Origin of the sequence: uncultured Microbulbifer sp. (assembly GCF_947504145.1) — a bacterium.
Lineage (GTDB): Bacteria > Pseudomonadota > Gammaproteobacteria > Pseudomonadales > Cellvibrionaceae > Microbulbifer.
The window spans coordinates 524,169-550,589 of record NZ_CANNGQ010000004.1; the positions used below are offsets into that span (position 1 = coordinate 524,169).

A 26,421-nucleotide genomic window follows, 5' to 3' on the forward strand; every position below is an offset into this window, starting at 1 on the left:
TGTTCCCACAATTGAAAACTAATTGATCCCCTCAATTTGTTCGTGGGGCGAATACCCAAGCGTCACTTACATGGAGAGTGTTATGCCGCGTGCTTTATTCCTATTTTTTATTTTGCTTGTTTCAGCGCAGTATTCCTGGGCGGCCGATGGCCGTGCGGATTACGATCTGGATGATGATGGTCTGATCGAAATTGACGACTGGTTCGACCTTAATGAAATCCGCAACAACCTGGATGGGTCAAGCCTGTATGGAAGCAGCGCCGGCTGTCCTGCGGATGGCTGTTTTGGTTTTGAACTCACCACAGATCTGGATTTTGATACAAATGGGGATGGTGAGCTGAATAGTAGTGATACCTACTGGAATGAAGGAGAGGGCTGGGAGCCGATTGGCATCCGTCCGGATTTTGGGTTCAGTGGCGTATTTCATGGTAATGGCCATCTTATTCTCAACCTGATGACGGCGCGCCCCGAAGAGGCTTTTCAGGGGTTGTTCGGCTATACGGAAAATGCTGTTCTCAGGGAGCTTGGTTTAACCGGACCCTTAATGAAAATCGAGGGCAACAATTCAGTGGCCGGCCTTGTAGGCTGGGCACAGGCAACAGAGATTATCGCAACTTTTGTTAGCGGAGTAGTTGAAGGTAACAGCGGGGGTGTTGGTGGTCTGGTGGGCTATAACTTTGGTTCTCCGATTGTCGCCAGTTATGCTACGGGAATGGTGAGCTCGCCAGGAGCAAATCACACAGGTGGGCTGGCTGGTTATGTAGTGGGTGCCGATGTCATCGCCAGTATGTCCACTGCCTATGTTTTGAGTGGTGATGCCGGCGGCCTGCTGGGTTACGGAACCGATCTTGATACAGGGGAGGTCATCGAAAGTTACTGGACACTGGATACAGCGGGAAAGATCAGCAGTTACGGAGGAACCAGGTCAGCACTGGCGGACCTTCAATGTCCTACCGCTGCGGACAACACCACCTGTGCACAGTACAGTATCTTTAACGGCTGGTCCGACAACACCGATGCGCTGGGCAATCCATATTGGGACTTCGGTACCGATAGTGAGTTACCCGGATTGCGTATGCAGGGACGTTTGCACCGCGACGGTGATGGCGATGGCACCTTGGATGAATACGATGCGTTCCCCACACAATATGCCGCAAGTACCGATCGTGATGGGGACGGAGCACCGGATGCCTGGAAAATCGGTGGTTTTCCCTATTTCCGCATAGTAAGTGGTCTGGTTCTGGATCAGTTTCCCGATAACATCGCCGCGGCGATGGATACCGATTTGGATGGCCTGCCCGATCAGTGGAATAGCGACTGTGCCAGTGCCTGCCAGTCTTCGTCGGGCCTGACCCTTGATGACGACAATGACAATGATGGTATCGCCAACAGTGACGATGCCTTCCCGGCCAACCGTGCCGCCTCTACGGATGCCGATGGCGATGGCCACCCAGACGCTTGGCTTGCCGCGTGTGACAGTGAGTGCCAGACCGATTCAGGTCTCACACTGGATACTCTCCTGAATGATACGGATAACGATGGTGTCGACAACGACAATGATGCGTTTGTCGACAATGCTGCTGCGGCAGTCGATGCCGATGGCGATGGCCTCCCGGATGCCTGGCTCGACGGCTGCGATAGCGACTGCCAGCTTGCCTCAGGCCTGACACTGGATAGCTCTCTGAATGACACCGACAACGACGGTGTGGTGAACGAAGAGGATGCGTTTGTAACCAACAGTGCTGCATCTGTGGATGCTGATACGGATGGCTTACCGGATACCTGGCATGACGATTGTAATAGCGATTGCCAGGCCGGGTCGGGGCTGACACTGGATGAATCGCTGAACGATACCGACAACGACGGTGTGGTAAACAATGAGGATCCCTACCCGTCCGATCCGGGTCGCACTGAAGATGAAGACGCACCGCAAATGGAGCAGGCACCGCAAACCATCAGCGTTGCCGCCACCGGTGATTCCACTCTGGTTACCCTCGATGTCAGTCAAGCCCAGGCAACCGATAACTTCGACAACGAACTGGATTTCCAGGTGGAGCTGGACGGCGTTGTACTGGCAATAAATGAAGAGCAACAGGTTTCACTGCCCAGCGGTGCCCTGACCCTGCACTGGATTGCGGTAGACGACGCGGGCAACCGCTCCGAGCCCATGGCACAACTGGTCAACGTATACCCCCGGGTGCGCTTTACCCAGGCCGAGTCTATTACCGGCGAAGATCGGGTCGCATTGATTAGTGTCAGCCTGTCGGGCCCGTCGCCGGAGTATCCTGTTACTGTACTGGCCAACTGGGTATCCTCCGACAGTGACGCCACTGCCGAAGACGTGGTTACCGAAGGCGATGCCGGTGTCGATCTGAGTGCGTTGACCCTGACGATTGCCTCCGCAGAGGCGGCGAACGATGCTGCGCTGGAACTTCCAATTGCCGCAGACGATCTGGTTGAGCCGGACGAGCGCTTCATTCTTGAGTTGGCCTCCGCTGGCGCAGGTACAGATACACTATTTGCGATGTCCATCGATGCGGAGCATCAACGCCATCAATTGATGATTACGGAAACCAACGTTGCCCCAGAGGTAAGCGTGAGTGCCGCACAGGCTGGCGAGGTTGCTACGGTGTTCGATCTCGGCGCGGGCGACATCACACTGAGCACTGAAGTTACCGATGTAAATGGCGGCGATAGTCATAGCTACCAGTGGTACACCAGCGAGCTGCCGGTCACTCCGGGCGATGAGGCCAGCTTCACCTTCGACCCACAGTTTATGGCTCCCGGCGAATACAGCCTCAGCATCGTGGTCACTGATGACGGCAATCCCATTCAGTCTTCGGAAGAAGTGACTTTCGTCTTTACCCTTGAAGAAGATACTTCTGATGGCGATGGCGATGGCGATGGCGATGGCGATGGCGATGGCGATGGCGATGGCGATGGCGATGGCGACAATAACGACGGTATTGATACCGGCGGTGAAACCCCGACGAACCCTGGTAACAGTAGCTCCGGCGGGTCCAGCGGTGGCAGCGTTGGTCTCTGGTTGCTCTGTCTCTTGGCCCTGGGCGGACTGTGGCGCAGGAGGCTGGCGATTTGATTCCAGGGTATTAGAAACAATAAAGCCGGTGGTAATTCCACCGGCTTTATTGTTTCACGTGTGGTGACTGATCTAACTAGGTTGGCAGCGAGCTGTTTAAGCTAGTTTCCAGCCTATTATTTCAGTCCACCTCGGGAAAGCTTTAGGGAATCGCCAACAACTGAAACGATAGTGCCAGCATGATTATCTTGGTTGTATTCGACGTTTTTCCTACGCTAGAATTTTTTTCCCAAAAACCTTGCCGTCAATAACTTTTGATATCACCTTTTTGGAAGCTTACCGGTTATTGGCCGAATTACGCTAATAACGAAATGGATATTCGTGGATTGGACCTCGCAAACAGGGAGTTAGGTCATGCAACTATTACGCAGTATTACGTTTTATCTCGTCACTATTGGCGCCGTACTTCATAGCAATTCTGCAGCGTCCGCTGCACAAGATCACCCTCTGATCAATCGGTTTCCCGGATCAACCATCAATAAACATGGATTTGCCGAGTACGAAGAGGTCAACTTACTACTTAGCACACCTTATAAAGACACGAAGAATAGAAAATGGACAGCGGATAAAATCAAGCCGTTGGCCGGAAAAGTTTCATATCTCCACTATGAATTTCCGAAACGCAATACACCATTACAGGTATTCAGGAACTACCAGAAAGCCATAAAAAAACAAGGTATGGAAATCCTTTTTAATTGTGAACGCGTTTGTGCCGATGTGAACTATGGGCACCTCGATGACTTGATCAACAATGCGCAAAATTACTACCTGAATTATCAGTTCAATCAATATATCGCCGCAAAAAAAGGAAACACCTACCTATCATTGGTGGTAAACAAAGGTGGCGTTTGGCAATTCGTCATCGAAGAGGAATCACTGAATGACGATCTGATATCGCCTATTGCAAAAACACTGTCTGAAACAGGGAGAATCGATCTATACGGATTTTACTTCGACTCTGGAAAATATGAATTGAAAAGCGGTTCCGAAATGGAGTTGAAGCAACTGTCGGATGTTCTGAGTCAATATCCCGAGTTAAAGATCCGGATAATTGGGCATACTGATAGCGTTGGAGAAAAATACAGTAACCAGAAACTCTCCGCCGCAAGGGCCGACGCGGTGTCCATCGCACTACAAAGCCAATACATGATAGACCGGCCTCGCCTGATTACGGCCGGAATGGGTGAATCTCAACCGATCGCAGATAACAGCACGGAAACTGGCAGAGAAAAAAATCGTCGTGTTGAAGTAATTGCTATTAACCCGGAAGTCATCAACTCCGGCAAAGATTACGCCGATGTTTCGGAGAAACAGCGGGGACGTGGACAAGAAGATAGCGAACCGCTTCTCAATCAGGCGAAGGAAAAAATGAAAAAAGCGGAAGATGCCAAGGATTTGGCAAAACGGCTAAAAAGGTTTTTCTAAACCTATCATAGCTTCAAAAAAATCGGCAATCAGAAACTCTGCAGCTTGTAAAGAGTGGCCCGCTTGGGCCACCCATCCCGAATGTAGTTATCTCAGTACAATCGACGAAAAACTCGCCTGAGCGTAATGTCCCTGCGCCTTGTCCTGCTCCCAGTTGCCTGTGCCACCACAACCGGCATACCACATACCATCCTGGTTTTTGGTGCTGCACTGATTGTAGGTACCGGCTTTAAAGTAGAACCAATCACCGAGGTAACCACGGGGGTTATCCAACGGGTCTACTTCTCCGAGCGGATTGATGTTACTCGCCAGATTTACCGAGTACTCGACGCGGGGTTTGTTCGGAGATTTAAATGTCAGATGCATCATGTCGCCGTCCACATCGACGGTGTAGCTGAATTCTTCGTTCAGCTTAATACCCTGTTCACCGGGATCTTCCATGGATTCCCAGGTATTTCCCCAAACCGGGTAGGCAATATCAGTGCGGTTCGGATCATTTTTCTCCAGGTTGCGTTCGTAGGTCCAGAATACTGAGCCGTGTTCGTGATGCGGCCACTTTTTGTAGTAGATCTTCAGTGGTTCATTGCCGTAACCAAAACCACTGTCGAGAATACTTTCATCTTTACCTGCGTGAATCTGGCCAATGACTACGGAATACGCGGGTACTCTGTCCGGATTTTCTGCCTCAACGGCCACGTGATTGACCCTCAGGGTCGCCGACAGCCAGCCACCAATCGCGCCGTAGCGTTTCGCCTTGGGGTGGGAAGCCAGCGCAAAATTGTTGCCAGAGGATCGGGTTTTGGAGTTTTCCGGGTCGATCATCTGCCGCAGCTCGCTGCGGGTATTGGACGAGCTAATGGTGGTGATGGCTTTGTTGGGCGCAGTAAACACCACCTCACCATTTTCATTGCCATAGAAAAAGCGCGGATCGTACAAGCGGGAAACCTGCGGTGGTTCTACTTCATCGATTTTCCCATCGCGGTTGCTGTCCGTGGGTAGGGTAATTTTCCAATGGCTCAGGTCCATGAGGGCGCCCGGCACAATGGCGGGTGCACGATCAGCACTTGCAACCTCTTCTGATTGCGTTTCCGCCCCACTCTGGCACGCAGATAACAACATGCAGGCACCGGCAATAGCGGTGCTCCGGGCAATAAAAGCGAGTGGTTTTTTAGAGTGTAGAATTTTTCTCATAACATCATTCCTGCAATTAACGATGGGCGGTTTAACAAGGCTAACGAACTGTGTCGTTTTTTAGTGGGTTAAGTAGAGAAAACGGGCTTCTTGTGAAAAAGCCCGCTTTCCGCGTTCATTTCATCAGATATTTATGGGCGATAGTTCATGGGCCCCACATCGCTACCGGTCAGGGGGCGAATGGTGATTGCCGTACTACTGGCTTCATCTGCTCCCGCGTCCGGCAAGCTGTCCCGCGGCTGCCCGTCCATATCCACGTCGATGGAGGGGAAGTTGCCCTGGGTGGCGAAGCTGTAGACACCGCCATCGACTGCCGGGCTGTTGCCCGATGGGCGGTAAACGCCGTCGCTGTCTCTGGACAACTGCGCATCCACAAAGGAGATGCCGTTGACGTTGCTCAGGTCGCTGTCGGAATAGGCTTCACCGTGGAAGTAGTTGCCCGCGATTACTGAATCCACTGGCATACCGTCTGCGGACTGAACCAGTACCGGCCCCACGGCGTTGGCGATGATGTTGTTCACCAGAGTAACCGATTCCGGGTTGCGCGATTTTTTGCCGCCGTCAATGTTGAGGCTATTCACGCAGTCCACGATGGTGTTGTGGGCAATCATCACGTTTTCAAACTGCTGATAGCCGTTGGTGTCGTTGCCATCCGCGCCCATCATCACGATACCGCCGTGGTGGGTGGTGTTGGCGAAATTGCAGTCTTCGATGTAGTTGTTCACCACCACATGCCCATCGTCGACGATGCGGATACCGGCGGAGAGCGGGTAGCCGTCACCGAAGATAAAGTTGTGTGCGATGGTGGCACTGGTGCCGTGGCGGGTGGTGATGGAGCCGTAGCTGTGGCGAATGGTGTTGTGCTGTATCACATTGTGCCCGGCTTTATTGGAAATGATTTCCGCTTCGCCCTGGATATCTTCGAAATAGTTGTACTCCACGCGGGAGTAGGAACTGATCGTGTGGGTGGCGCTGTCACCAATACGCACAGCTTCCAGTTCGTTGTCGCTGGCATCGGGGAATTCCTTGCCATCCAGCGGTGGGCGGTTGCCGAAGTAGTTGTGGTCGATCTGCGCCCGGTCGGGATCGGCATCGGTTTCTTCGCGGTTGATCAATAGCAGTGGGCCGCGATTGATTTTGCCGCTGAACCAGCTGTGGTCGATGCGGTTGTTGGTGCCGTAAATATTCAGCCACTTGTTGCTGCCGTCGAAGGCGTGATCCCAGTCGATGATGGCCAGTTCCGTCATGCGGCAATAGTGACAGGGAGCGCTGCCCGTTCCACGGGTCTGGATCAGGTCACTGCTGGACGAATTACCATTTTTGAAGGTGATGCCCTGCAGCACCAGATACTCACCACCCATGCGCACCTGGGCTTCACCGCCAAATAGGACCTTGCCGGGGTTCTGTGCAGCAACGGTAATCGGGGCGCTTTCGCTGCCGATACCGCCCATGTTCAGCTCCACATCGTTATAGGTGCCGTCGGTCAGGCATACGGTGGTGCCCGCGGTCATGCTCCAGCCAGTTGCCGATTCCAGTTCTGATGGGCTGGAGACAAACTGGGTGCAGTTGATCTCCGGAACGGAATTCAGCTCGCTCACCGGCAGGCCGCCGCTACCACCGGAACTGCTGGAAGAGCTGCTGGAGGAGCCGCCGGAAGAACTGCTGGAAGAACTACTGGAGCTGCTACTTGAACTACCACCTGAACTGCTGCCGGAGCTACTACCAGAACCGTCGCCAACAATACCCACCAATGCCACTTCGGTAATGCTGTTCCAGCTGTTGGCGCTGTTGCCGTAGCCCACCACACGAACAAACTGGCCGTCAGTGTCGGTTACGTCGATGGGCTGTAGTTCGTCGGTCGCGGTCGGCTGGGTGCCGCTCCACACAGTCTGCCAGTTGTTCTGGTCGGTGGAGACCTCGATGTCGAACGTGGCCGCGCGCTGGTCGCCTTTATAGAAAGCGAGTTGGACTTCGGTCAGGGTGGCGGTGTCGCCCAGGTCGTACTGAATCCAGGCACCTTCGCCATCGGCAGACCAGCGCGTAGAGAGATGCCCATCCAGGGTATTTTCTGGCACGTTGCCGTCGTGGTCGCTGGCGGCAACACCGTCGATGGAGAGCATCCCTATGCTTGGCTCACCACCTCCGCTACTACTACTGCTACTACCACCGCTGCTACCACTGCCGCCGCCGCTGCTGTTTCCGGCGCTTTCCACAAACTCCACTTCCGTGAGGCTATTCCAGTCGTTGCTGGTGTTGCCGCCGCCTACGATTTTCACATAGCGAGCGTTGTAGTCGCCAAGGCCGTAGCTTTCCAGCTCGCTGGTCTGCCCGGAGCTGGCACCATCGACAATCAGGGCCCAGTTGGCGTTGTCGTCAGAGAGGTAAACGCTGAAATACGTCTGGCGGGAGTCGCCGTTGTAAAAGGCAATATCGATCGCGGAAAGCGCGGTGACCGCGCCCAGGTCGTAGGTGATCCATTGGCCGGCACCCTGGGCAGACCAGCGGGTATTCAGGTCTTTGTCGAGGGTGTTGGCGGGGAGGTTGCCATCGTTGTCACTGGCGGTGACAGATAGCGGTTCAAGCGCAGCGGAACCGGACGCAAGCGTCAGGCCGAGCAATGGTGTTGCTATGGTCGATAGCAAAAATTTCTGTTTACTGGACATGAAGTAATTTCTCTCAAATCAACGTTGCCAGGGCGCACCGGGGTGCGCCGATAAGCGAACGACAAGCGGGCATATACTTCACGCAAGGGTCATCATCGCTGAGTAAAAGTTTTGTACTTTTTTATGTGTTTTCGGGCCGGGTAGCTGTGCCGACCCGGCGATGAGCGTTGCGTATTATTGACTTATTATTCGCGCTGTATGACCAGTAAAGCTGGCACCTGAGTACCGAATTGACTGTAGCGGCTTCACTGGTTTCGGTTTGCTGTGAGCGGATGCGCTACTGATCTGGATCAGCAGGGGACAGGCACACACGGCGGAAAAACCTTAACCGAAACCCTATATCTGGTATACAAACTGGATGCCCAATTTATGTGAACCAGTCTGACAGAACCGCCAGAAAAATGAAATATTGGCGCAAAATTCGATTTCTTGCACCAAATATCGCGCGATTCTGATCGTATTGGTCGACCAATTTTCGGGTGAGGTGTGCGTTAAAGGATGGAAGGCTACAGGATATGTTGAAGGATATGGGTTGGTTGATTAACTGGTTGACCAGTTGCGCCGGTTGTATCCGCACTGGAGGTTACAGTGGGTATCGAATCGAAATCGCGATTTCTTAAGACGCGGGGAACGGGCAGAGAAAACTCTGCCCGCAGTGACGATACGACGGGTGGGTGTTTAGAAGTCGACGGTGGCCGACAGGGACGCGGTGCGCGGTGCGCCGATCCAGGCGCCGTTGGCAACCACGGTGCCCAGATAATCTTCGTCGAACAGGTTGTTTACCACCAGGTTCAGGTTGATGTTGCTCAGTGCCGGGCTCAGGTCATACAGATTTACACCCAGATATGCATCGGCCACCAAATAGGATTCCGCTACCCAGGTATTGGCGACGTCCACATAACGGTCTCCGGTCATTTTTGCCGAGAAGCCCGCGTAAAGGGAGTCTGAAGTCCAGTCGAGACCAGCCGCCAGCAACCGGTCGGCAACGCCTACCACCTGATTGCCCGGTGCCAGCCCGAGGGATTGATCCACGGCCGGGTCGCCCGAGCCGAGGTAATTCGCATCCAGCTGGGTGTAAGAGGCGAACAGGCTGAACGCCTCGCTCAGGTTGTAATTCACTAGCAATTCAATCCCGTCCGATTCCACACCACCGGCATTGAAGTAGCTGCCGTTGGTGCCGATGGGATAGTTGGGTCCGGTGGACGTATTGTTGTCGATAAAGATGATGCGGTTGTCGAACTCGTTGCTGAAAAATGTGGCGGTTGCCGCGATGTTGTCTGCGTCATAGCGCACGCCGAGCTCGATGGTTTCTGACGTTTCCGGCGCGATGTTGTTCAGGTCGGACTCCGGGCGCTCCAGTACCTCGTCGCTGATTGCGCGGAAGTTTTCTGCATAACCGGCGAACACCTCGGCCCCCTGCACCGGCGTCTGCCACACAAGACCGGCAGACAGCAGGATATCGGAATCGGAATCGATCTCCGTGTCCGGGGACTGGTTGAACAGGTCTTCCCGCGCAATATCCACCATAAACTGCTTTGCACCCAGGCTCAGGGTGACGTCAGAAACCGTGACGGCGTCCTGCAGATACCACTTGGTGGTTTCCTGTGGGTAGCTGCGGTCGTATTGCACCCAGTAGGGCGTCGCATCAAATGCGTGGCCAGTGGTGGCGTCGCTGATTTTGTGCCAATCGCGATGTTCATCGCGGGTGGCGTCTTCGACCCAGAGCCCGCCGCGCAGTTCGTTCTGCAGACCGGCGAATTCACCGTTGTGGGTAAAGTCCAGGGTGAAGCCGTTGCGCTCTTTTTTGTAGTGGGTGTGACGATACGACATGGCGGGAATGGCACCGGCTTCGTAACAGGCCGGATCGTACTCGGGGCCGGCCTGGCCATAGATGGTGACCACAGAGGATTCGCAATCTGCGCGCGGCGTCAGCGCCTGGCCATTTGCATCCACGTAATAGATGGTGCCGCTACCGTTGGCAACAGTGGCCGTGGTGCCGCCGTTGAATTCCGAGTGGCCGTCGGCACCGTCGTCGGTAACGTCGACCAGATACGGGGGCAGCCAGTCGCCGCGGCCCTCATTGCTGTGGTAGTAGACTCCGGCGTTCAGTTGCAGGGATTCGGTCACGTCAAAGGCAAGTTGCCCATAGGCCAGCAGGTTTTCCCGCAGGGTGGACCAGCCGCGGCGGTAGAGTTGGTCGACATTCGGGATACCGCTCCATTCACCGTTCAGGAAATCGGATTCCGGGTACTGGGCAAATTGCTCAGCGCTGTACACGCGCTGGTAGTTGTCTTCGTGTGTGTCGTCCCAAGAGAGGTAGCCTTTAAACTCGGCCCGGTCGAAATTCGTCACGAGTTTGGCTGCGATATGTTCGCGTTCGTTCTGCGCGGTTTCGGTAACCCAGTCCGTGGCTTCCTGGCTGGAATAGGAAATCCAGGCTTTGCTGTTGCCGGCGAAAGTACCGGTATCGTGGCGCAGGTAAAAACGCTGGGCGTCGAACTCGCCGAGGGAAACTTCCGTGCGGGTGCGGCTGCTATCCATGGGGTCTGAGGTTCTGAAATCCACAGTGCCGCCGAGAGCCTCATGGGAGCGTGTGGCGATATCCGCAGTGCCCTGGGTCACCTCGGCGCCGCCCATATTGCCCGGGTCGATAAACCGGTTGGCCTTGGAGCCACCGCCGTAGCCGGAGCCACCATTGGGAATGCCGTCGATGGTGGTACCCACCTGCTGTTCGTTCAGGCTGGTGGTGAAGCCGCGCACGGTGATGTTGGTGGACCAGTCATCAAAACCGTAGGTGTCGCCCTCGTTGATAGAAACCCCCGGAAGATTGTCGATCACCGCGTTGACGCTGGTGATGCTCGACTGCTGGCGGCGCATGGGCTCGGTGACCTCACTGCTGTTGAACGTGCTGCCGGTGCCGACAACGGTCACTTCTTCCAGTTTGTCTTCGGTGTTTTTTGCCGCGCTGGTTGGCTCTGTCGCTGCTACAGCGTATGGCGCGGACAGGGATAGCACGGCTATCGCGACTGCCAGAGTATTTCTGGCGAGGAGTGGGTTGTTGGCCTGCATGAGTCATCCTTGTGGTTTATCAATTTTTGTCGCGCGACTGCTTTGTCCGGGAGTCAGCCCGAACCGAAAAGCCGGAATCACTGGATAGATTCGCGCGCCAACAAGATGACCAACGGTGATGAACCGCTTTTTACGTTTGGGTGAAATTAAGATGAATGGGGATGGTTTTGCAGGGGGGGGCAGGGAAAGTTTGCAGGGAACAGGTTTGCGGAGGTGGCTTCACAGGGTGCGGAATGCACGAAGGAATGCGGAAATAAAAAGGTCCGGAAAAACCGGACCTGTCAGGGAGGTGGGGCCTAGCGTCAGCTGTTTACCAGGGGCAGCACTTCGCTCTCGGTTTGCTCGGCTTTACTCAGGTTCTCTCCCAGCACTCGCGCAATCCATGCCGCGACACCGGCACCGATCAACAGCGCAGTCTGCATGCCGACCACCTGATGGAAACCGTTCTGCCACATTTCTGTCATGCGATCGCCGAACATAATCCAGTCGGCAAGTACCGTGGCGACAAACAGTGCGGCGGTGGCCCACAGGGTAAGCCGCAGGAAGTGGCGCTTGTGCGGCACCACGAAGGCGGCAATCACTGTCAGCGCCAGCAGTGCGCCGAAGCTGTATGCGAGCCAGTCGCCGCGGGCGGCGAGCCCCAGCGGCAGGATGCGCTCCAGCAGGAAGCCGCCGGCTGTTGCCAGCACCACACCTGCGCAGCCGCCGAGGGTAAGGTTGGCTACCAGGCGGAGACTGCGGGGGCTGACGTTTTTCTGTAGCGCCCGTTTATCCAACCACAGCAGGTTGCCCACCACGATCATGCCGGCGACGGCGAGACCAAGCAGCAAGTAGAGAATGCGCAGATCGACACCGGCAAAATTGCCGAAGTGCAGGGCCACCACGGTATCCAGACCGCTGCGCACCGCATTTTTGTTTTCGCTGTCCAGTTGCCCGATCAGGCTGCCATCGCGTACCTGATAGTAGTGTTCCACCACCTGGGCAAAGCGGCTTTCGTCCGCAGCGTAAGTCTGCATCACCGCATTTTCATCGCCGTAATTGTAAAAGCGCATCATCATTACCGGCGCGCCGGTGCGTTCGCCGAGCGTGCGTGCGTAATCGTAGGCGGGTTGCATGTCCAGCGGATTGCCGGATGGTTTTTCGGTGACCATGGTGTAGCCGGCATCTTTCAGCATGGCGTTCTGGTCGCCCTCATACTGGAACACCGCGAACGCGATCTGGAACACCAGGGAAATATTGAAGATCACCCCGGTAATTGCGTACATCAATCCGAACGGTAGGCTCATTACCCCGATCACGTTGTGCATATCGAGTTTTTTGTTGCGCTTGCTGTCGTTGCGATACAGGAAGAAGTTACCAATCAGTTTGCGCGCGTGAATGTAGACCCCGGTAAACATCAGCACCAGGAAAATCAGCGTGACCACGCCCACCAGATACATGCCTCCGGGCAGGCGCAGGTCGTAGTGTAGGTGCAGCAGAAAATCGGCGAGATAAAAATCACCCGGTTGCGCCAGGGTTTCTCCGGTTTTCGGATTCACCAGCAACTGCGCGTATTCTTCCGGCCCGGTATACCCTTCCGCGGGTTTCAGGTCGATATAAATCTGGTGGTAGGGATGATGGTCGTCAGCCAGAACTACTGTGAGGTGCTCTTCGTTATTGAGCTCGTACTTTTCCAGCTTCTGCGCAACGATGTTTTCAATGGGAATATCCGGTGCGTCCTTGTCGATGGCGAAGTGCGGCACCTGCGCCCAGGCCTGGATCTCGTGGTGGAACAGCACCACCGAACCGGCCCAGAACACGATAAACAGCGCGACGGAAATGATCACACCGAGCCAGCTGTGGGCTTCGATCAGATTTTTGACACCGGCGTTCTTGTCACTCATGGGTTGTGTATCTCTAAAAGGGTTCTCACGGCGGGCGGTCAGATGCCGGTGTACAGCACAACACCGTTCAGCGCGGCGGAAACCGCCAGCAGCTTGAGACAGTTCAGGCTGGCGCGCTTCACCGAGCTTTCGTAGTAGAAGTAGGTCATGGCGGCGGCCCACAACACAAAGGCCAGTAGAAGGCCGGTCAGCAGGCGCGTATCCACAGCCATTGGCAGCAATTTCAGGTTCAGCACCAGGCTGGTGGAAACGAGCAGTCCGAGAAAAAATCCCGCGAGTGATTTAGGCCACATTTATCCAGTCACCATGATGAGGGAAAAAAGAACCAGGCCCACAGAGCCCACCAGAACAGGTCGCCCGGCCAGATGTGCAGAAGCCAGCACCAGGCCGATCCAAAGACACATCACCAGCGTCAGCACCAGCAATACTGCGGAAACCGCGGGGTAAACACCCGCCAGAAGCACACACGCCAGTACCTGGCTGCTGGCAAACAGGGCCCAGGCGGGTTTGCGCGGAACCGGGTTACCCAGCAGGCGCTGTCGCGCCGAGGCCAGATAGGTGATCAGGCAGCCACTAAAAATCAGTGTGGCGGCGAGAAGTTTGATCAGGGAGTCAGTCATGGTGCTGCCTGCAAATAAACTTTGCGAATCATTCTCATTCGATTTATCAAATGATACCATTGTGCCGGTTTCTCCCCAACAACTAGGCAGAAAAACTTTTAACTTCGGCGAAATGGCGATAAATCGCACAACCCAGCCAGCCCGAAGTTAAACACAACGTCAGTCCTCCAAGAATAATGTCCCCTGTTGTTGCGGTTTATTGGTTTCTGGTTCTAAGAAAATACGATTGGAGTTAATGATGTCAGCAAGGAAATTTGTTCGTCACCCGCTGTGCCGCGCGGTGGCGTTGAGCGCCGCGTCCGGTGTTGTCTTTTCCGCTTCCTCGTTCGCCCAGAGCGACGCGCCGGAAACCGTCGGTCTCGAAGAGGTTTTGGTGGTGGGCCAGAAAACCGAGCGCTCACTGCAGGATACGGTCACCAGTGTAAAGGTGGTGACGGCAACGGATATCAAAGAGCAGAACATCAACGGCTTGTACGATGTTCTGGAGCGTACCCCTAACGTCACCAGCACCCCCGGCCGCGGCTTTACCATTCGCGGTATCGATGCGTTCAACGTGTCCGGCGGTGGCAACAGCTTCCTTACCAGTGTGTATTCCGACGGCGCGGTACTGCCGTATCGCATGATTCAGAAAGGCGGTTTCTCCACCTGGGATGTACAGCAGGTGGAAGTTCTGCGCGGACCCCAGTCCACCTTGCAGGGGCGCAACGCGCTGGCCGGTGCTGTGGTGATGAATACTGTCGACCCGACCTACGACTGGACCTTCCGCGGCCGCCTCGGTGTGGGTGAAGAGGGCCGACAGGAATCCGCGGTCGCCTTCGGTGGCGCGATCATTGAAGACCAGCTGGCGTTCCGACTCGCCGCGGAAGACCGCAGCTTCGACGGCTATATCCCCAACATCACCCGCGGTGAAAACAGCAACTACGAAAATGATCAGACCCTGCGCCTGAAGTTGCTGTACGAGCCCGCCGCCCTGCCGGACCTGAGCGCCCTTCTCACCCTGACCACTGGCGAAACCGAGCAGGGGGTAAAATGGATCAACCCGTCGGAAGATCCGTTTGAAAACCAGCAGACCACCTTCAACGACCCGACCTTCGAGTACACCGATACGGATATGGCGGTCCTGAAGCTGACCTACGAGCTGAACCCGCACTGGAGCATCACCTCCAGTACCGCCTACAGCGATTCCAATTACGGCTATGAATGGGATGGCGATGCCTCCGAGGTCGCCGGTGCGACCCAGTACGATGATCGCGTCGATCAGACCCTGAGCCAGGAAGTGCTGTTCAATTTTGACTACGAGCGCGTTACCGGTGTGATTGGTGGTTATTACTCGGACCTCGAAGTGCGCGACGTCTACGAAGGCAACCGCCTGCTGTCGTTCCTCGAACTGGGGATTACCCCGGAAATCATTGCCGCGCAGTTCGGTGTACCGGTGGAGTCCGCCGCTGGACTCCTGTCTCTGTACGGCAACTTCAACCCGGCCCAGGTCAACAGTGACGGCTTTCTGGATCAGTACGTTGAGAGCGCGGCGATATTTGCCGACGTGACCTATTCTGTCACCGACCAGCTCGACCTGACTGCCGGTCTGCGCTATGACCGCGAGACCCAGGCCAACGAAGGCGAAGACCTGTTCACCATCGTCAACACTGACGCTATGCCGAACCCCGCCGACTTTGATCCAGTCACCGGTTTTTATGTAGATACCTTCAACAATTACATCCTCGGCTTTGCGGCTGCTGCGTCCGGCGTCGAACCCCGTGTCGAGCGCGAGTTTGAAGAAGTGCTGCCGAAAGTCGGTGCCACCTGGCACTGGACCCCGGATATGTCCACCAACTTTACCGTGCAAAAGGGTTACCGCTCCGGTGGGGTCGGCACCAACGTGGCGCGCGGCGAAACCTTTGTGTACGACGCCGAATACACCTGGAACTACGAACTGGCTTTCCGCTCCCTGTGGCTCGACGGCCGCCTGTTGGCCAACGCCAACCTGTACCAGGTGGATTGGCAAGACCAGCAGGTAGCCTCTCAGCTGAGCACCAACCAGTTTGACAGTGAAACCGTGAATAGCGGCGAATCCAGCGTGCGCGGTTTCGAGGTCGAGCTGGCCTATCAGATCACTCCGCAGTGGCAGGGCTTTGCCGGTGTTGGTATCAGTGATACCGAATTCACCGAGTTCGAAATCGTACAGCCCGGCCAGACCTTCGACCTGTCCGGCCGCGCCTTCGCCGGCGCCCCGGACTCCACCGCCAACCTCGGCGTCACCTATCGCGGCGACCAGGGTATCGTGTTCAATGCCAACGCCAATTACCAGGGTGAGGCCCAGGCGGTGGTGAATCCCTATGTGCGAAACCTGCCGGAAGATGACCCCCGCTACGATCCGAAAAGCGATGCGCGTTGGGTTGTAAACCTGCGCGGCGGATATGAATGGGAAAACTTCGCCACCTACCTGACGGTGACCAACCTGTTCGATGAAGAATACATCGTGCAACCGGACGACGGCGGTTACTCCACCACCCTCGGCCAACCGCGTCTGGCCACTCTGCGTATGGAAGCGAATTTCTAACGCGGTTTCCCAAGACCAAAAAAAGCCCGGCAGGCGTAAACCTGCCGGGCTTTTTTGTGGTTGGATCAGCAACGATTCAGAACATGTACTGAAGAGTCACGTTGGCATAATCGAGGTCGGTGTCGAGCTCGTCGATTTCCGCTGCTGCGCCAATTTCATCGGTTTCAAACTGAACCTTGTAACGGCTGTACTCCAGGCGCAGATCCACATTCTGGGTCAGTGCCATTTTCGCGCCGGCGCCGTAGAAGAGTTCGTTGCCATTGGCATCGTCTCCTGCTCCCAATACGTTGTAGTTTGAGTCCCACCACATCTGCCCGGCGCGGGCGTAGAGACCGAAAGTTTCAGTGACGGGCAGCGTCAGGTTGACGCCGAGGGTATAGCCATCGGTTTTGGCGCTGGCGAAATCACCACCATATTTTCCGAAATCGATATAGCCGCCCTCGATACCGACAAATTTGTTCAGCTGGGCGCCGACCAGCAGTCTGCTGATGTCGTTTTCATCGTTAAACTCTTCTGCATCTCTCGCCTTCATGTAGCCATAAGAAGCACCGACATACAGCCCGCGGTCGTCGTTTGATGCCGCTTGTGCGGAGATTGCGCTGCCCAGTAACAGGCTGGTGATAGCACTGATTGAAATGGATTTCTTCATGACGTACTCCTCTGTTGTTTCTTACCGGCGACAAGGGCCGGCGAAACATCCTGTGTAAAAACCTGTGAGACGTTGTCCGATGTTTTCCTGACTGCGGAAATCATTGGCTATGCTCCCAAGACAGGAGTCTCGCGTATCGAGTTCAATCGGATGTGGCAGGGTTTGAAAAGCGCCGCGTTTCAGAAATTTTTTCAGGTTTTTTGCAACATTTGTTTTTTTATCCAGTACATAAATCTGTATCCGTTAAACGACCGTATGAATACCAAACAAGAGATGGTGAAAGTGGTGGAGGTGATGCGTGTTTAACCATTTTTTGCAATACCTGCGGATGTATCTGGTGACCGGCGCATCGCTGCTGATCGCCGGTTGCACCGGCATACCCGAAGGTGTTGATCCGGTGGACAACTTTCAACTCGATCGTTACCTCGGCAAATGGTATGAAATCGCGCGCCTCGATCATTCCTTTGAGCGTGGTTTGAGCCGGGTGACGGCGGAATACACCCTGCGCGAGGACGGCGGGGTGAAAGTATTGAACCGGGGCTTTGAGGCGGAGAAAGCCGAGTGGCAGGACGCCGAGGGTAAGGCCTATTTTGTCGGCGCGCCCGATGTGGGCCACCTCAAGGTATCTTTCTTCGGGCCTTTTTACGGCTCCTACATCATCTTCGAGCTGGACGACGATTACCGCTACTCAATGATTTCGGGCCCGGACAGGTCCTACCTGTGGCTGTTGTCGCGTACACCCACGGTGAGTGCGGCAGTGAAGGAGCGGTTTTTGAAGCGTGCCAGCGAACTGGGCTTCCCTACCGACCAGTTGATTTTCGTGGAGCAGTCCGCGCTCGATGGGGGTAGCGATGCGCGCAACAGTGGCCCGAGCCCAAGTGGTTCGAATGGTAGAGATTGATCACGCCGGAACGGTTTTGGGGGTCACAAGCCTTTCGAGTTGCTCTCGGGTAGATGCGGCCTGGTGACAGAGCCATTGGACGAAAACCTGCACGGGTTTTCTGCCGCTGGATTGCGGGCGAAGCTGAAGGTGGTAGCCGTAATGGCTCCAGCGACCTTTTTCCGCGGCAAAGGGCAGCTCGATCTTGCCGGATTCCATTTCGTCGATCAGTAAGCTGACGCCGCCGAGCAGAACGCCCGCGTGGGAATGCACCCCTTGCAGTCCATGAGTAAGCCGACTGTAGCGCACCCCCCGCTCGGCACCGCTGCTGCGGCCGCCAAACTGCTTTACCCACCCCGGCCAATTCAGCAACTTGGGGTCTCCACTGGCTTCCAGCAGATGCAGCAGCGGGAAGCCATCCAGTTTTTCCGATTCGGCGATGTGCTGAATGCGCGCCTTATTTTCCGGTGAGATCAGCGGCAGCTGGTATTCCCTGAACAGCAGTGTATCTGCCTCACCCTCACAGAATTCCACAGTGAGGTCAGGCTCATTGAGGCCGCTCGGGTCACTTGGCGGGTTGCCGGCGACAAACAATTCGATTTCCGGGTGTTGCTGTGTGAAATATTGTATCCGGGGCCGCAGCCAGAGGTCCTGCCAATCCGCGTTGCCGGCCACGGTCACCCGGTTGGAATGGGGAATGCGCAGGGTCTCCGCGGCCTGCTGCAAACAGGCAAACCCCTGTGCCAGCTGCGCCTCGGCCTCCCGTAATTCACTCGATGCAACCAGGCCACTGCTATCGCGAGTTAGCAGCGGGCGGCCGATATATTCCTCCAGGGTGCGGATGCGCTGGCCGACCGCCGCCGCGGAGATATTCAGTTCCCGCGCGGCCTTTTTCAGGGAGCCGCAGCGAATTGCCGCTTCCAGGGCTTGCAGGCTGTTGAGGTGAGATAGTCGCGTCATGGAAAAACAATAAAGAAAATCTTTAGAGGGGTAAAGATTTTACCGCTTGTGGGATGCACGGCGGAGTTCAACAATAAACCTGCAGCTGCACTTTGAAACGGTCAAAACCCCTCAACCAGTTCAACAGGTGAAACATGAAAAAATTCATTATCGAACGCGAAATCCCCGGCATTGGTGCCATGTCGTTAACCGAATTGTGCGGCGCAGCGCGGGCTTCCAACGGTGCGCTGGCGCAACTGGCCCCGCGCATCCAGTGGCAGCACAGCTATGTGGCGGGTGATAAAACCTTTTGCATTTATCTGGCGGATGATGAGTCGGTTATCCGCGATCACGCGGAATTGAGTGGCATCCCCGTTTCCACCATTACCGAAGTGAGCCAGGTGATCGATCCCACCACCGCGAACAACTGAGCCCCAATGGTCGGTGCGGGCTGGCGCAAGGCGTCAATTACTCAGACTCACCGGGGGCCCGCCCGACGAACAGTTTCCTAACAAATTTCCCATAGAGGTTATCCGCGTCCTCACCATGCGTCCCAAACAGCGTTTCCTATACTGCCTGTAGCTGATGGATTTATAGGCGGGAGGCGCCGTGGGCTCGAGAAATTACAGTGGCGGTCGGCGCCGGTTTCTGCGTACACAGCTGGTGCTGGGAGGTGGGCTGGCGGTATGCCCGGTGGCGCTGCTACACGCGACACCGGAGCAGGTAAAGGACGCGGAGCAGCGCCTCGGCAAGTTCTTCAGTGTCTCCCAGAAACTCCTGAGCCCCCTCCCCCTGAACACCCGGTTAGACGAACGGGTAGCGATACGCCTGTTGGCGGCTCTCAATAGCGAGTATCCAAGTTTCCCGCAGCAGCTGGACCTGTTCCCGGACAACCCAGGCCCTGGGGAAATGGACTCGCCAGTGGCGTTGCTCATTGTGTCTGCCTGGTATCTCGGTGTGGTCGGCAAGCAACTGGTGACCTATGAGCGCGCGCTGATGTACCGGTTGACCGCCGATGTGCTGGTGCCGCGATCCTATTGCGATGGCAAGCCTGGCGCCTGGGCCAGCGCGCCAAAACCGAACCTTGGGAGGGTGTAACCGGTGGCAGGCAAGGAAGCCCAATTTGTCGTGATTGGCTCCGGTGTGGCCGGGGCGCTGGTGGCCAATGCGCTGGCTCGGGCGGGAAAATCGGTGATCATCCTGGAGGCTGGGCCGCGGGTGCCGCGCTGGCAGACGGTGGAGCGTTTCCGCAATCAGGCCGACAAGATGGATTTTATGGCGGCATACCGCTCCGCGCCCTGGGCACCCCATCCCGAGTACGGTGAATTTGCCAATGACTACCTGATTTTAAAGGGCACGCATAAATTCAACTCCCAATATATTCGCGCTGTGGGTGGTACCACCTGGCATTGGGCCGCTTCGTGCTGGCGTTTTCTGCCGAGCGATTTCAAGCTGAAAAGCCTGTATGGGATCGGCCGCGACTGGCCAATTGAATACGACGACCTCGAGCCCTGGTATGGTCGCGCGGAACAGGAGCTCGGGGTCTGGGGACCGCAAGACGAAGAGCTGGGGTCACCGCGCACTGTACCCTACCCCATGCAACCACTGCCGCTTTCCTATAACGAAGCGCAGGTCAAAGCGCGGATGAACCGCCACAACCCGGCGTGGAAGGTCGTGACTGAACCGGTGGCGCGCAACAGCCGGCCGTACGACGGTCGGCCCACCTGTTGCGGCAACAATAATTGCATGCCCATCTGCCCGATAGGAGCCATGTACAGCGGTATTGTGCATGTGGAGAAAGCGGAATCGAGCGGTGCAGAATTGATTCATAGCGCGGTGGTCAATCGTCTGGTCAGTGAGGGCGATCGTATCGTCGCGGCAGAATACAAAGACCCGGCGGGCAACAATCACCGCGTCTCTGGCGGCACCTTCATTCTTGCCGCCAACGGCATCGAAACCCCGAAACTGATGTTGATGTCTCGCGGCCGCCACAACCCTACCGGCGTGGGCAACAGTTCGGACATGGTCGGGCGCAACCTGATGGACCACCCGGGCACCGGCGTACAATTTTACGCCGACGAGCCCCTGTGGCCGGGGCGCGGCCCCCAGGAAATGACCTCGGTGATTGGCTATCGCGATGGGGATTTCCGCGCGCGGTACGCCGGCAAAAAATTACACCTGTCGAATATATCCGCGGTGGAAAAAAATACCCGTGCTGTGCTCCGCGAGCGCGAAGCCATCAACATACCCGAACTCACCGCACGTATTCGGGATCGTGCTGCGCGCTACGTCGAATTCAACAGTTTCCACGAGATACTGCCGCAACCGCAAAACCGTATCCAACCGAGTACATCTGAAAAAGATGCCAGTGGTATTCCCCGACCAGAAATTACTTACTCGATCGACGACTATGTGGTGAAAAGTGCGGCGCACACCCGTGAAACCTATGCAGAGATCGCCAGGGTGATGGGTGGTACAGAGGTCACTTTTACCGACGACTTTGCCCCCAATAACCACATCACTGGCACCACCATCATGGGTGACAAGTCTGAAGACTCTGTGGTGGACAAGAACTGCCGTGTCTTCGACCACCCCAACCTGTTTATCGCCGGTAGTTCCGTCATGCCCACCGTGGGCACGGTCAACGTTACCCTCACAATCGCCGCTCTGGCCCTGCGCCTGGCGGATACCCTGCTGCAGGAAGCGTGATCGTGAAGTGGACCCTGCCCGCCTTATTTCTACTGCTGTTCGTTGGTTACACCTGGGCGCAGGAAGTCTGGGACCACGCTGCTGCGGAAGAGGTCAACCGGGAGCTAAACAAACCTGAATTGATTGAAAAGGGGCGCTATCTCGCGGTGCTGGGTGACTGTAAGGCCTGCCACACTGCGCCAGGCGGCTCGGTGTTTGCCGGAGGGCGGCCGATGCCGATACACAAGCTCGGCACCATTTACACCAGCAACATCACGCCAGATATCCACACGGGAATCGGCACTTGGCAGCTCGAGGAATTTGAGCGTGCCTTGCGCCATGGCATCGGCAAGGATGGCCGGAATCTCTACCCGGCGATGCCCTACGACGCCTACGCAAAAATCACCGATGAAGATATCCGGGCGCTCTATGCCTACTTTCTGTTTGGCGTAGCACCAGTCCATCAGGCGACACCCGAAAATAAAATTCGCCGTGCCTTGAGTGCGCGCTGGCCGCTCAAAGTCTGGAACTATCTGTTCGTACCCGACGAGCCGTTCGAAGCAGATCCTGAACAGAGTGCAGCCTGGAACCGCGGTGCCTATCTGGTCCAGGGCCTGGCTCACTGTGGCGAGTGCCACTCTCCCCGTGGCCTGGCTTTTCAGGACAAGGCCTACGACCAAACCGAAAAAGGATTCCTTGGCGGCGGCCCAATACTGGACGGTTGGCAGGCCTACAACATTACCCCGGACCCGGATAGCGGTATTGGACTGTGGAGCGAAGAGCAGTTAACGCAATACCTGACCACCGGTCACGTCAACCGGTTGGCGCAAGCGGGTGGTCCTATGGCAGAAGTCATTGAAAACAGTCTTTCACAGATGAAAGACAGCGATGTTGCGGCAATGGTCACCTACCTGCGCACGATACCGCCGGTAAAAGGCCCCGACCGGGCTCCCCGACAAAAGCGGGGTACACCGGCGACGGACGTCGTCATCAAACGAGGTAACTTGATCCGGCGGGATGCGGAGCCCATGAATCTCAACGCAGCATCCGATGGCGCACGTTTGTACCTGGGGATGTGCGCCACTTGCCACGGTGTGGATGGTACCGGCAGCAAAGACGGCTATTACCCGTCACTGGTGCATAACTCTACCGTGGGGGCGGAAAGTGACCACAACCTGCGGCAGGCGATTCTCCAGGGGGTGCGCCGCACGGTGGATGGCGAAGAAAAAATGATGCCGGGATTCTCCCGTGAACTGGATCAGGAGCAATTGCAGAAACTACTCGGATATCTGCGCAGGCAGTTTGGAACAAACTCTAAAAACCAAAGCTGAGGGGCTTTACCCAAGACCAGCACGCTGTGTCAGAGCGTGATTCTGCCGAAGGGTTCCCGCCTGCTACCGCTCGAGGATTGGCGATTACAGGCCGGGTTTTACCCCCGGTTCCCCGCTGTCTTTCGCCTTTTCGCCGGTGTCCCAATGGTGGTCCAGGTGTAGGTCCGGGTCTCTCCGGTCTTCCTGCAGGGCCTGCAGCAACTGCTCCCGGTAGATTTTGGTTTTTGCCGCGTGCTGGGATTCGTTGCGCCAGTAGGGGAACAGGGATTCCAGCATGCGCTGGTCGTGCTGTTTGAATTTGCGTGCGGCGCGATGGGCCTGATGGTAGGACAGGCCGAGTAGCTGCAGCGCGCCGGCACCGATTTCCAGGGCGCTGTCGATGGTTTCCCGGTAGATATACTTTACGCCCGCTTCCATCAACGCATACTGATGCATGCGGTTGCGCGCACGGGCCAGGATAGTGAGGTGCGGGAAGTATTTCTGGATGCGGCTGACGATCTCCAGCGACGCGGCCTGATCGCTGAGCGTCAGGATCACGATTTTCGCGTTGTCTGCACCCGCTGCGTGCAGCAGGTCTTCCCGGGAGGCATCGCCATAGTAGGCCTTGATGCCGTAGCGGCGCACCAACTCTAGCTGTTCGGCGTTGTGCTCCAGCAGGGTGGTTTCGAAACCGCAGGCGTTCAACAGGCGACCGGAAATCTGTCCGTAGCGGCCGTAGCCGATGATGATCACCGGTGAGCCGTCATCCTGGGGCGCGCTGTCGGTAATATCCGGTTGCCGCGGGCCGCTGAAAAAGCGCGGTTGAATCAGTTGTTCGTAGGCCAGCAGCAACAGCGGCGTAAACGCCATGGACAGCGCGATCAGGGCAATCAACACGCTGGATACTTCTGCGGGCAGCACGTGATTTTGGCTGGCGTAGGCCAGCAGCACAAAGCCGAACTCTCCCGCCTGCGCCAGCGATAACGCAAACAACCAGTCCTCGCCTTTTGCCATGCCGCGCACCCGCGCCAGCGCAAACAGAATGCCGAATTTCACCAGCACCAGTAACGCCAGTAAACCGAGCAACAGCAGCGGTTTTTGCATTACCAGTGCCAGGTCCAGTGTGGCGCCGACGGCGAGGAAAAAGAGCCCCAACAGCAAACCTTTAAACGGCTCGATATCCGCTTCCAGTTCGTGGCGAAATTCGCTTTCTGCCAGAACCACACCGGCTATAAAGGTGCCCAGTGCCGGCGACAATTCCAACCAGCTCATCAGTGCCGCGGCACTCAGCACGATCAGCAGTGAGCACGCGGTAAACAGCTCGCGGGTGCGGGTGCCCACCACAATGCGCAGCAGCGGGGTGAGCAAGTAGCGCCCCGCCAGAATCAGAGCCATGATCGAACCGAGGACCGCCAGTGCGTAGGCCCAGCCCTGCAGGTCGTCCGGGTCTGTGGCGACTTCCACGGTGGCCAGCAGTGGCAGCAGCGCGAGAATCGGAATCACCGCAATATCCTGAAACAGCAATACACTGAACGCATTGCGCCCGCCCTCGGTTTTGAGCAGGTTTTTTTCCGACAGGGACTGCAGCACGATGGCGGTGGAAGACAGGGCGAGAATCAGGCCTACCGCAGTGGCGGTGCGCCAGCTGAAGTCGAACAATGCGATTGCCAGCCCGCATACGGCGCCGGCGGTCAACAACACCTGCGCGCCGCCGGTGCCGAAGATGGCGCCCCGGAGAGCCCAGAGCTTTTTAGGCTGCAGTTCCAGGCCGATCAGAAACAGCATCAGCGCCACGCCGAATTCCGCAAAGTGCAGTTCGTCGCTGGTGTCTCCTACCAGGCCGAAGGCGTGGGGGCCGATCAGTACCCCCGCCACCAGATAGCCGAGTACTGAGCCAAATCCCAGGCGCTTGGCCAGGGGGACGGAAATAACGGCAGCGGCGAGAAATATGACCGTCTGAAGTAGAAAGTTGTCGTGGGGCATGGCCTGGTCTTGTGCTTCTGTTCTTGTGCTCTGGTCGAGCTTATTGGTCAGGGGAGCGCGCGTGATTCAGCGCGCTCAATCCGTCTGCGGGCTGGGCTCGGACGTTTCCGGGCAGCTGGCGGCGCGGCTGCGCCGGATTAACGGACCGATGGTGGAGCCCTGCACCACGATAGAGAAGACTACCACGCCGTAGGTCATCACCACCCACAGATGTCGCAGGTCGTGACTGCTGTTGTCTGCAATGCCACTGATGGCATAGCCCCCGGGTATCGACATGGCCAGCGCCAGTGCCAGGCCGCCGCGCAGCCCGCCCCATATCAGAATCCGCTCCGTATACGGATGGTATTTGCGGCGGCGCTTGAGAAAAACAAAGGGCACACTTACAGCGAGGGTGCGGCCCAGCAGTACGATGACGATGGCCGCCAGGATCAAGACGTAATCGATGGGTTTGAAGTCGATGGTGATCAGGAACAGCCCCACCAGCAGGAACAGAATGCCGTTGAGGAATTCTTCGGTGATGGTCCAGAAATTGTCCAGCTCGTGTTGGCTCACCCGCGAGAACCCTTTCTCCCGCGTGAAGTTGCCGATGATGATCCCCGCAACCACCATCGCCAGGGCGCCGGATACGCCGAGCATATTGGCGGCGGCAAAACCCGCGGTGGGAATCACCAGGGTCAGCAGCAGTTCCAGGCTGTGGTCGTTGGTGGAGCAGATCAGCCAGTGGAACAGGCCGCCGATGGCGAGCCCCAGGGCAATACCGCCGAGTGCTTCCACCATAAACAGGTGGCTGATGGCCGGCAATGTGGGCTCGGTGCCCTCAAACGCCAGCGCGTAGATCACCGCAAACACCACCATGCCGAAGCCGTCGTTGAACAGCGATTCCCCTTCCACTTGAATCGAAATCTGCTCCGGCGCTTTCAGGCTCTTGATGATGGCGAGCACCGCGATGGGGTCAGTGGGGGAAATTAGCGCGCCGAACAGCAGGCAGTACACCAAGTCTACGGGCATACCGATCACGCTGAGGAATCCGTACAGCATATAACCCACGGCGAAGGTGGAGATCAAGGTGCCGAAAATCGCCAGCACGGTGATTTCCACTTTCTGGTTGCGCAGCATTAACAGGTCGATATGCAGGCTGCCGGCAAACAGCAGGAAGCCGAGCATGCCTTTCAGCAGCAGGTCTTGCAGGTTCATCAGCGGCAGCAGTTGGGAGACCCAATCGCGCAGCTCGACAATTTCCAGCTTGCCGAGGCCGGTGACGATCAGCGACAGCGCCAGGGAGCCCGCGGTAATGGCGATGGTGGTCTGGGTGCGCAATACATATTGATTGAGGAATCCGAGGAACACGGAGATGGCAGCGAGAAAGCAGAAGATGTAATAGACGTCCATGTGGCGGGAATTCTCCGGTGCCGGGGTTACCTCTAACCGTAGGAGCCTGCCCTGCCGGCAGGCTCGTACAAG

The 26,421-nt window shown here is 56.5% G+C and carries 18 protein-coding genes; 8 read left to right on the forward strand and 10 right to left on the reverse strand.

Annotated features, from left to right (window positions below):
- Positions 1-82 precede the first annotated feature (82 nt).
- Together Q1A74_RS15520 and Q1A74_RS15525 are read left to right on the forward strand one after the other, a co-directional pair.
- On the forward strand, positions 83-3,100 hold the full coding sequence (locus Q1A74_RS15520) for a hypothetical protein (protein ID WP_299598224.1): 3,018 nt from the start codon (positions 83-85) through the stop codon (positions 3,098-3,100).
- A gap of 354 nt (positions 3,101-3,454) precedes the next feature.
- Complete coding sequence (locus Q1A74_RS15525; protein WP_299598227.1) at positions 3,455-4,525, forward strand: OmpA family protein; 1,071 nt, start codon at positions 3,455-3,457, stop codon at positions 4,523-4,525.
- Positions 4,526-4,612: 87 nt separating this feature from the next.
- Here the strand turns inward: Q1A74_RS15525 and Q1A74_RS15530 are convergent, their stop codons facing one another.
- The 6 genes from Q1A74_RS15530 to Q1A74_RS15555 form a co-directional block, all read right to left on the reverse strand.
- Positions 4,613-5,716, reverse strand: coding sequence for a polysaccharide lyase family 7 protein (locus Q1A74_RS15530; RefSeq protein WP_299598229.1), 1,104 nt, complete (start codon positions 5,714-5,716; stop codon positions 4,613-4,615).
- A 131-nt stretch (positions 5,717-5,847) separates the two neighbouring features.
- Positions 5,848-8,379 (reverse strand): chondroitinase-B domain-containing protein, encoded by a 2,532-nt coding sequence (locus Q1A74_RS15535; RefSeq protein WP_299598232.1) that lies wholly within the window; start codon positions 8,377-8,379, stop codon positions 5,848-5,850.
- A gap of 678 nt (positions 8,380-9,057) precedes the next feature.
- Entirely contained in the window at positions 9,058-11,448 is a 2,391-nt protein-coding gene (locus Q1A74_RS15540) for a TonB-dependent receptor (RefSeq protein WP_299598235.1), read from the reverse strand.
- 302 nt (positions 11,449-11,750) lie between these two features.
- Positions 11,751-13,331, reverse strand: coding sequence for a PepSY domain-containing protein (locus Q1A74_RS15545; protein ID WP_299598238.1), 1,581 nt, complete (start codon positions 13,329-13,331; stop codon positions 11,751-11,753).
- 38 nt (positions 13,332-13,369) lie between these two features.
- Positions 13,370-13,624 carry a hypothetical protein gene (locus tag Q1A74_RS15550; protein WP_299598241.1) on the reverse strand — a complete coding sequence of 85 codons (255 nt, stop codon included), beginning with the start codon at positions 13,622-13,624 and terminating at the stop codon, positions 13,370-13,372.
- Complete coding sequence (locus Q1A74_RS15555) at positions 13,625-13,951, reverse strand: hypothetical protein (RefSeq protein ID WP_299598244.1); 327 nt, start codon at positions 13,949-13,951, stop codon at positions 13,625-13,627. It abuts the gene before it with no gap.
- A gap of 238 nt (positions 13,952-14,189) precedes the next feature.
- Here Q1A74_RS15555 and Q1A74_RS15560 point away from each other — a divergent pair, with 238 nt between their 5' ends.
- Positions 14,190-16,511 carry a TonB-dependent receptor gene (locus tag Q1A74_RS15560; RefSeq protein WP_299598247.1) on the forward strand — a complete coding sequence of 774 codons (2,322 nt, stop codon included), beginning with the start codon at positions 14,190-14,192 and terminating at the stop codon, positions 16,509-16,511.
- 76 nt (positions 16,512-16,587) lie between these two features.
- Here Q1A74_RS15560 and Q1A74_RS15565 read toward each other — a convergent pair whose 3' ends face one another.
- Entirely contained in the window at positions 16,588-17,160 is a 573-nt protein-coding gene (locus tag Q1A74_RS15565) for a porin family protein (protein ID WP_299598250.1), read from the reverse strand.
- A gap of 328 nt (positions 17,161-17,488) precedes the next feature.
- Between Q1A74_RS15565 and Q1A74_RS15570 the strand changes: the two genes are divergently transcribed.
- Entirely contained in the window at positions 17,489-18,061 is a 573-nt protein-coding gene (locus Q1A74_RS15570; RefSeq protein ID WP_299598405.1) for a lipocalin family protein, read from the forward strand.
- Here the strand turns inward: Q1A74_RS15570 and Q1A74_RS15575 are convergent, their stop codons facing one another.
- Positions 18,062-19,000, reverse strand: a complete 939-nt coding sequence (locus Q1A74_RS15575) for a LysR family transcriptional regulator (protein ID WP_299598253.1) — start codon at positions 18,998-19,000, stop codon at positions 18,062-18,064.
- A gap of 134 nt (positions 19,001-19,134) precedes the next feature.
- Here Q1A74_RS15575 and Q1A74_RS15580 point away from each other — a divergent pair, with 134 nt between their 5' ends.
- From Q1A74_RS15580 to Q1A74_RS15595, 4 genes are all read left to right on the forward strand, one after another.
- A complete protein-coding gene (locus Q1A74_RS15580) occupies positions 19,135-19,410 on the forward strand; it encodes a DUF4242 domain-containing protein (protein WP_299598255.1) in 276 nt (91 codons plus the stop codon).
- Positions 19,411-19,588: 178 nt separating this feature from the next.
- Complete coding sequence (locus tag Q1A74_RS15585) at positions 19,589-20,077, forward strand: sugar dehydrogenase complex small subunit (RefSeq protein WP_299598258.1); 489 nt, start codon at positions 19,589-19,591, stop codon at positions 20,075-20,077.
- A gap of 3 nt (positions 20,078-20,080) precedes the next feature.
- Complete coding sequence (locus Q1A74_RS15590) at positions 20,081-21,688, forward strand: GMC family oxidoreductase (protein WP_299598261.1); 1,608 nt, start codon at positions 20,081-20,083, stop codon at positions 21,686-21,688.
- A gap of 2 nt (positions 21,689-21,690) precedes the next feature.
- Positions 21,691-22,998: a cytochrome c gene (locus Q1A74_RS15595; RefSeq protein ID WP_299598264.1), complete on the forward strand. Its 1,308-nt coding sequence runs from the start codon at positions 21,691-21,693 to the stop codon at positions 22,996-22,998.
- Positions 22,999-23,082: 84 nt separating this feature from the next.
- Here Q1A74_RS15595 and Q1A74_RS15600 read toward each other — a convergent pair whose 3' ends face one another.
- Positions 23,083-24,960, reverse strand: a complete 1,878-nt coding sequence (locus tag Q1A74_RS15600; protein WP_299598267.1) for a monovalent cation:proton antiporter-2 (CPA2) family protein — start codon at positions 24,958-24,960, stop codon at positions 23,083-23,085.
- 75 nt (positions 24,961-25,035) lie between these two features.
- Positions 25,036-26,349, reverse strand: a complete 1,314-nt coding sequence (locus tag Q1A74_RS15605) for a sodium:proton antiporter (RefSeq protein ID WP_299598270.1) — start codon at positions 26,347-26,349, stop codon at positions 25,036-25,038.
- Positions 26,350-26,421 lie beyond the last annotated feature (72 nt).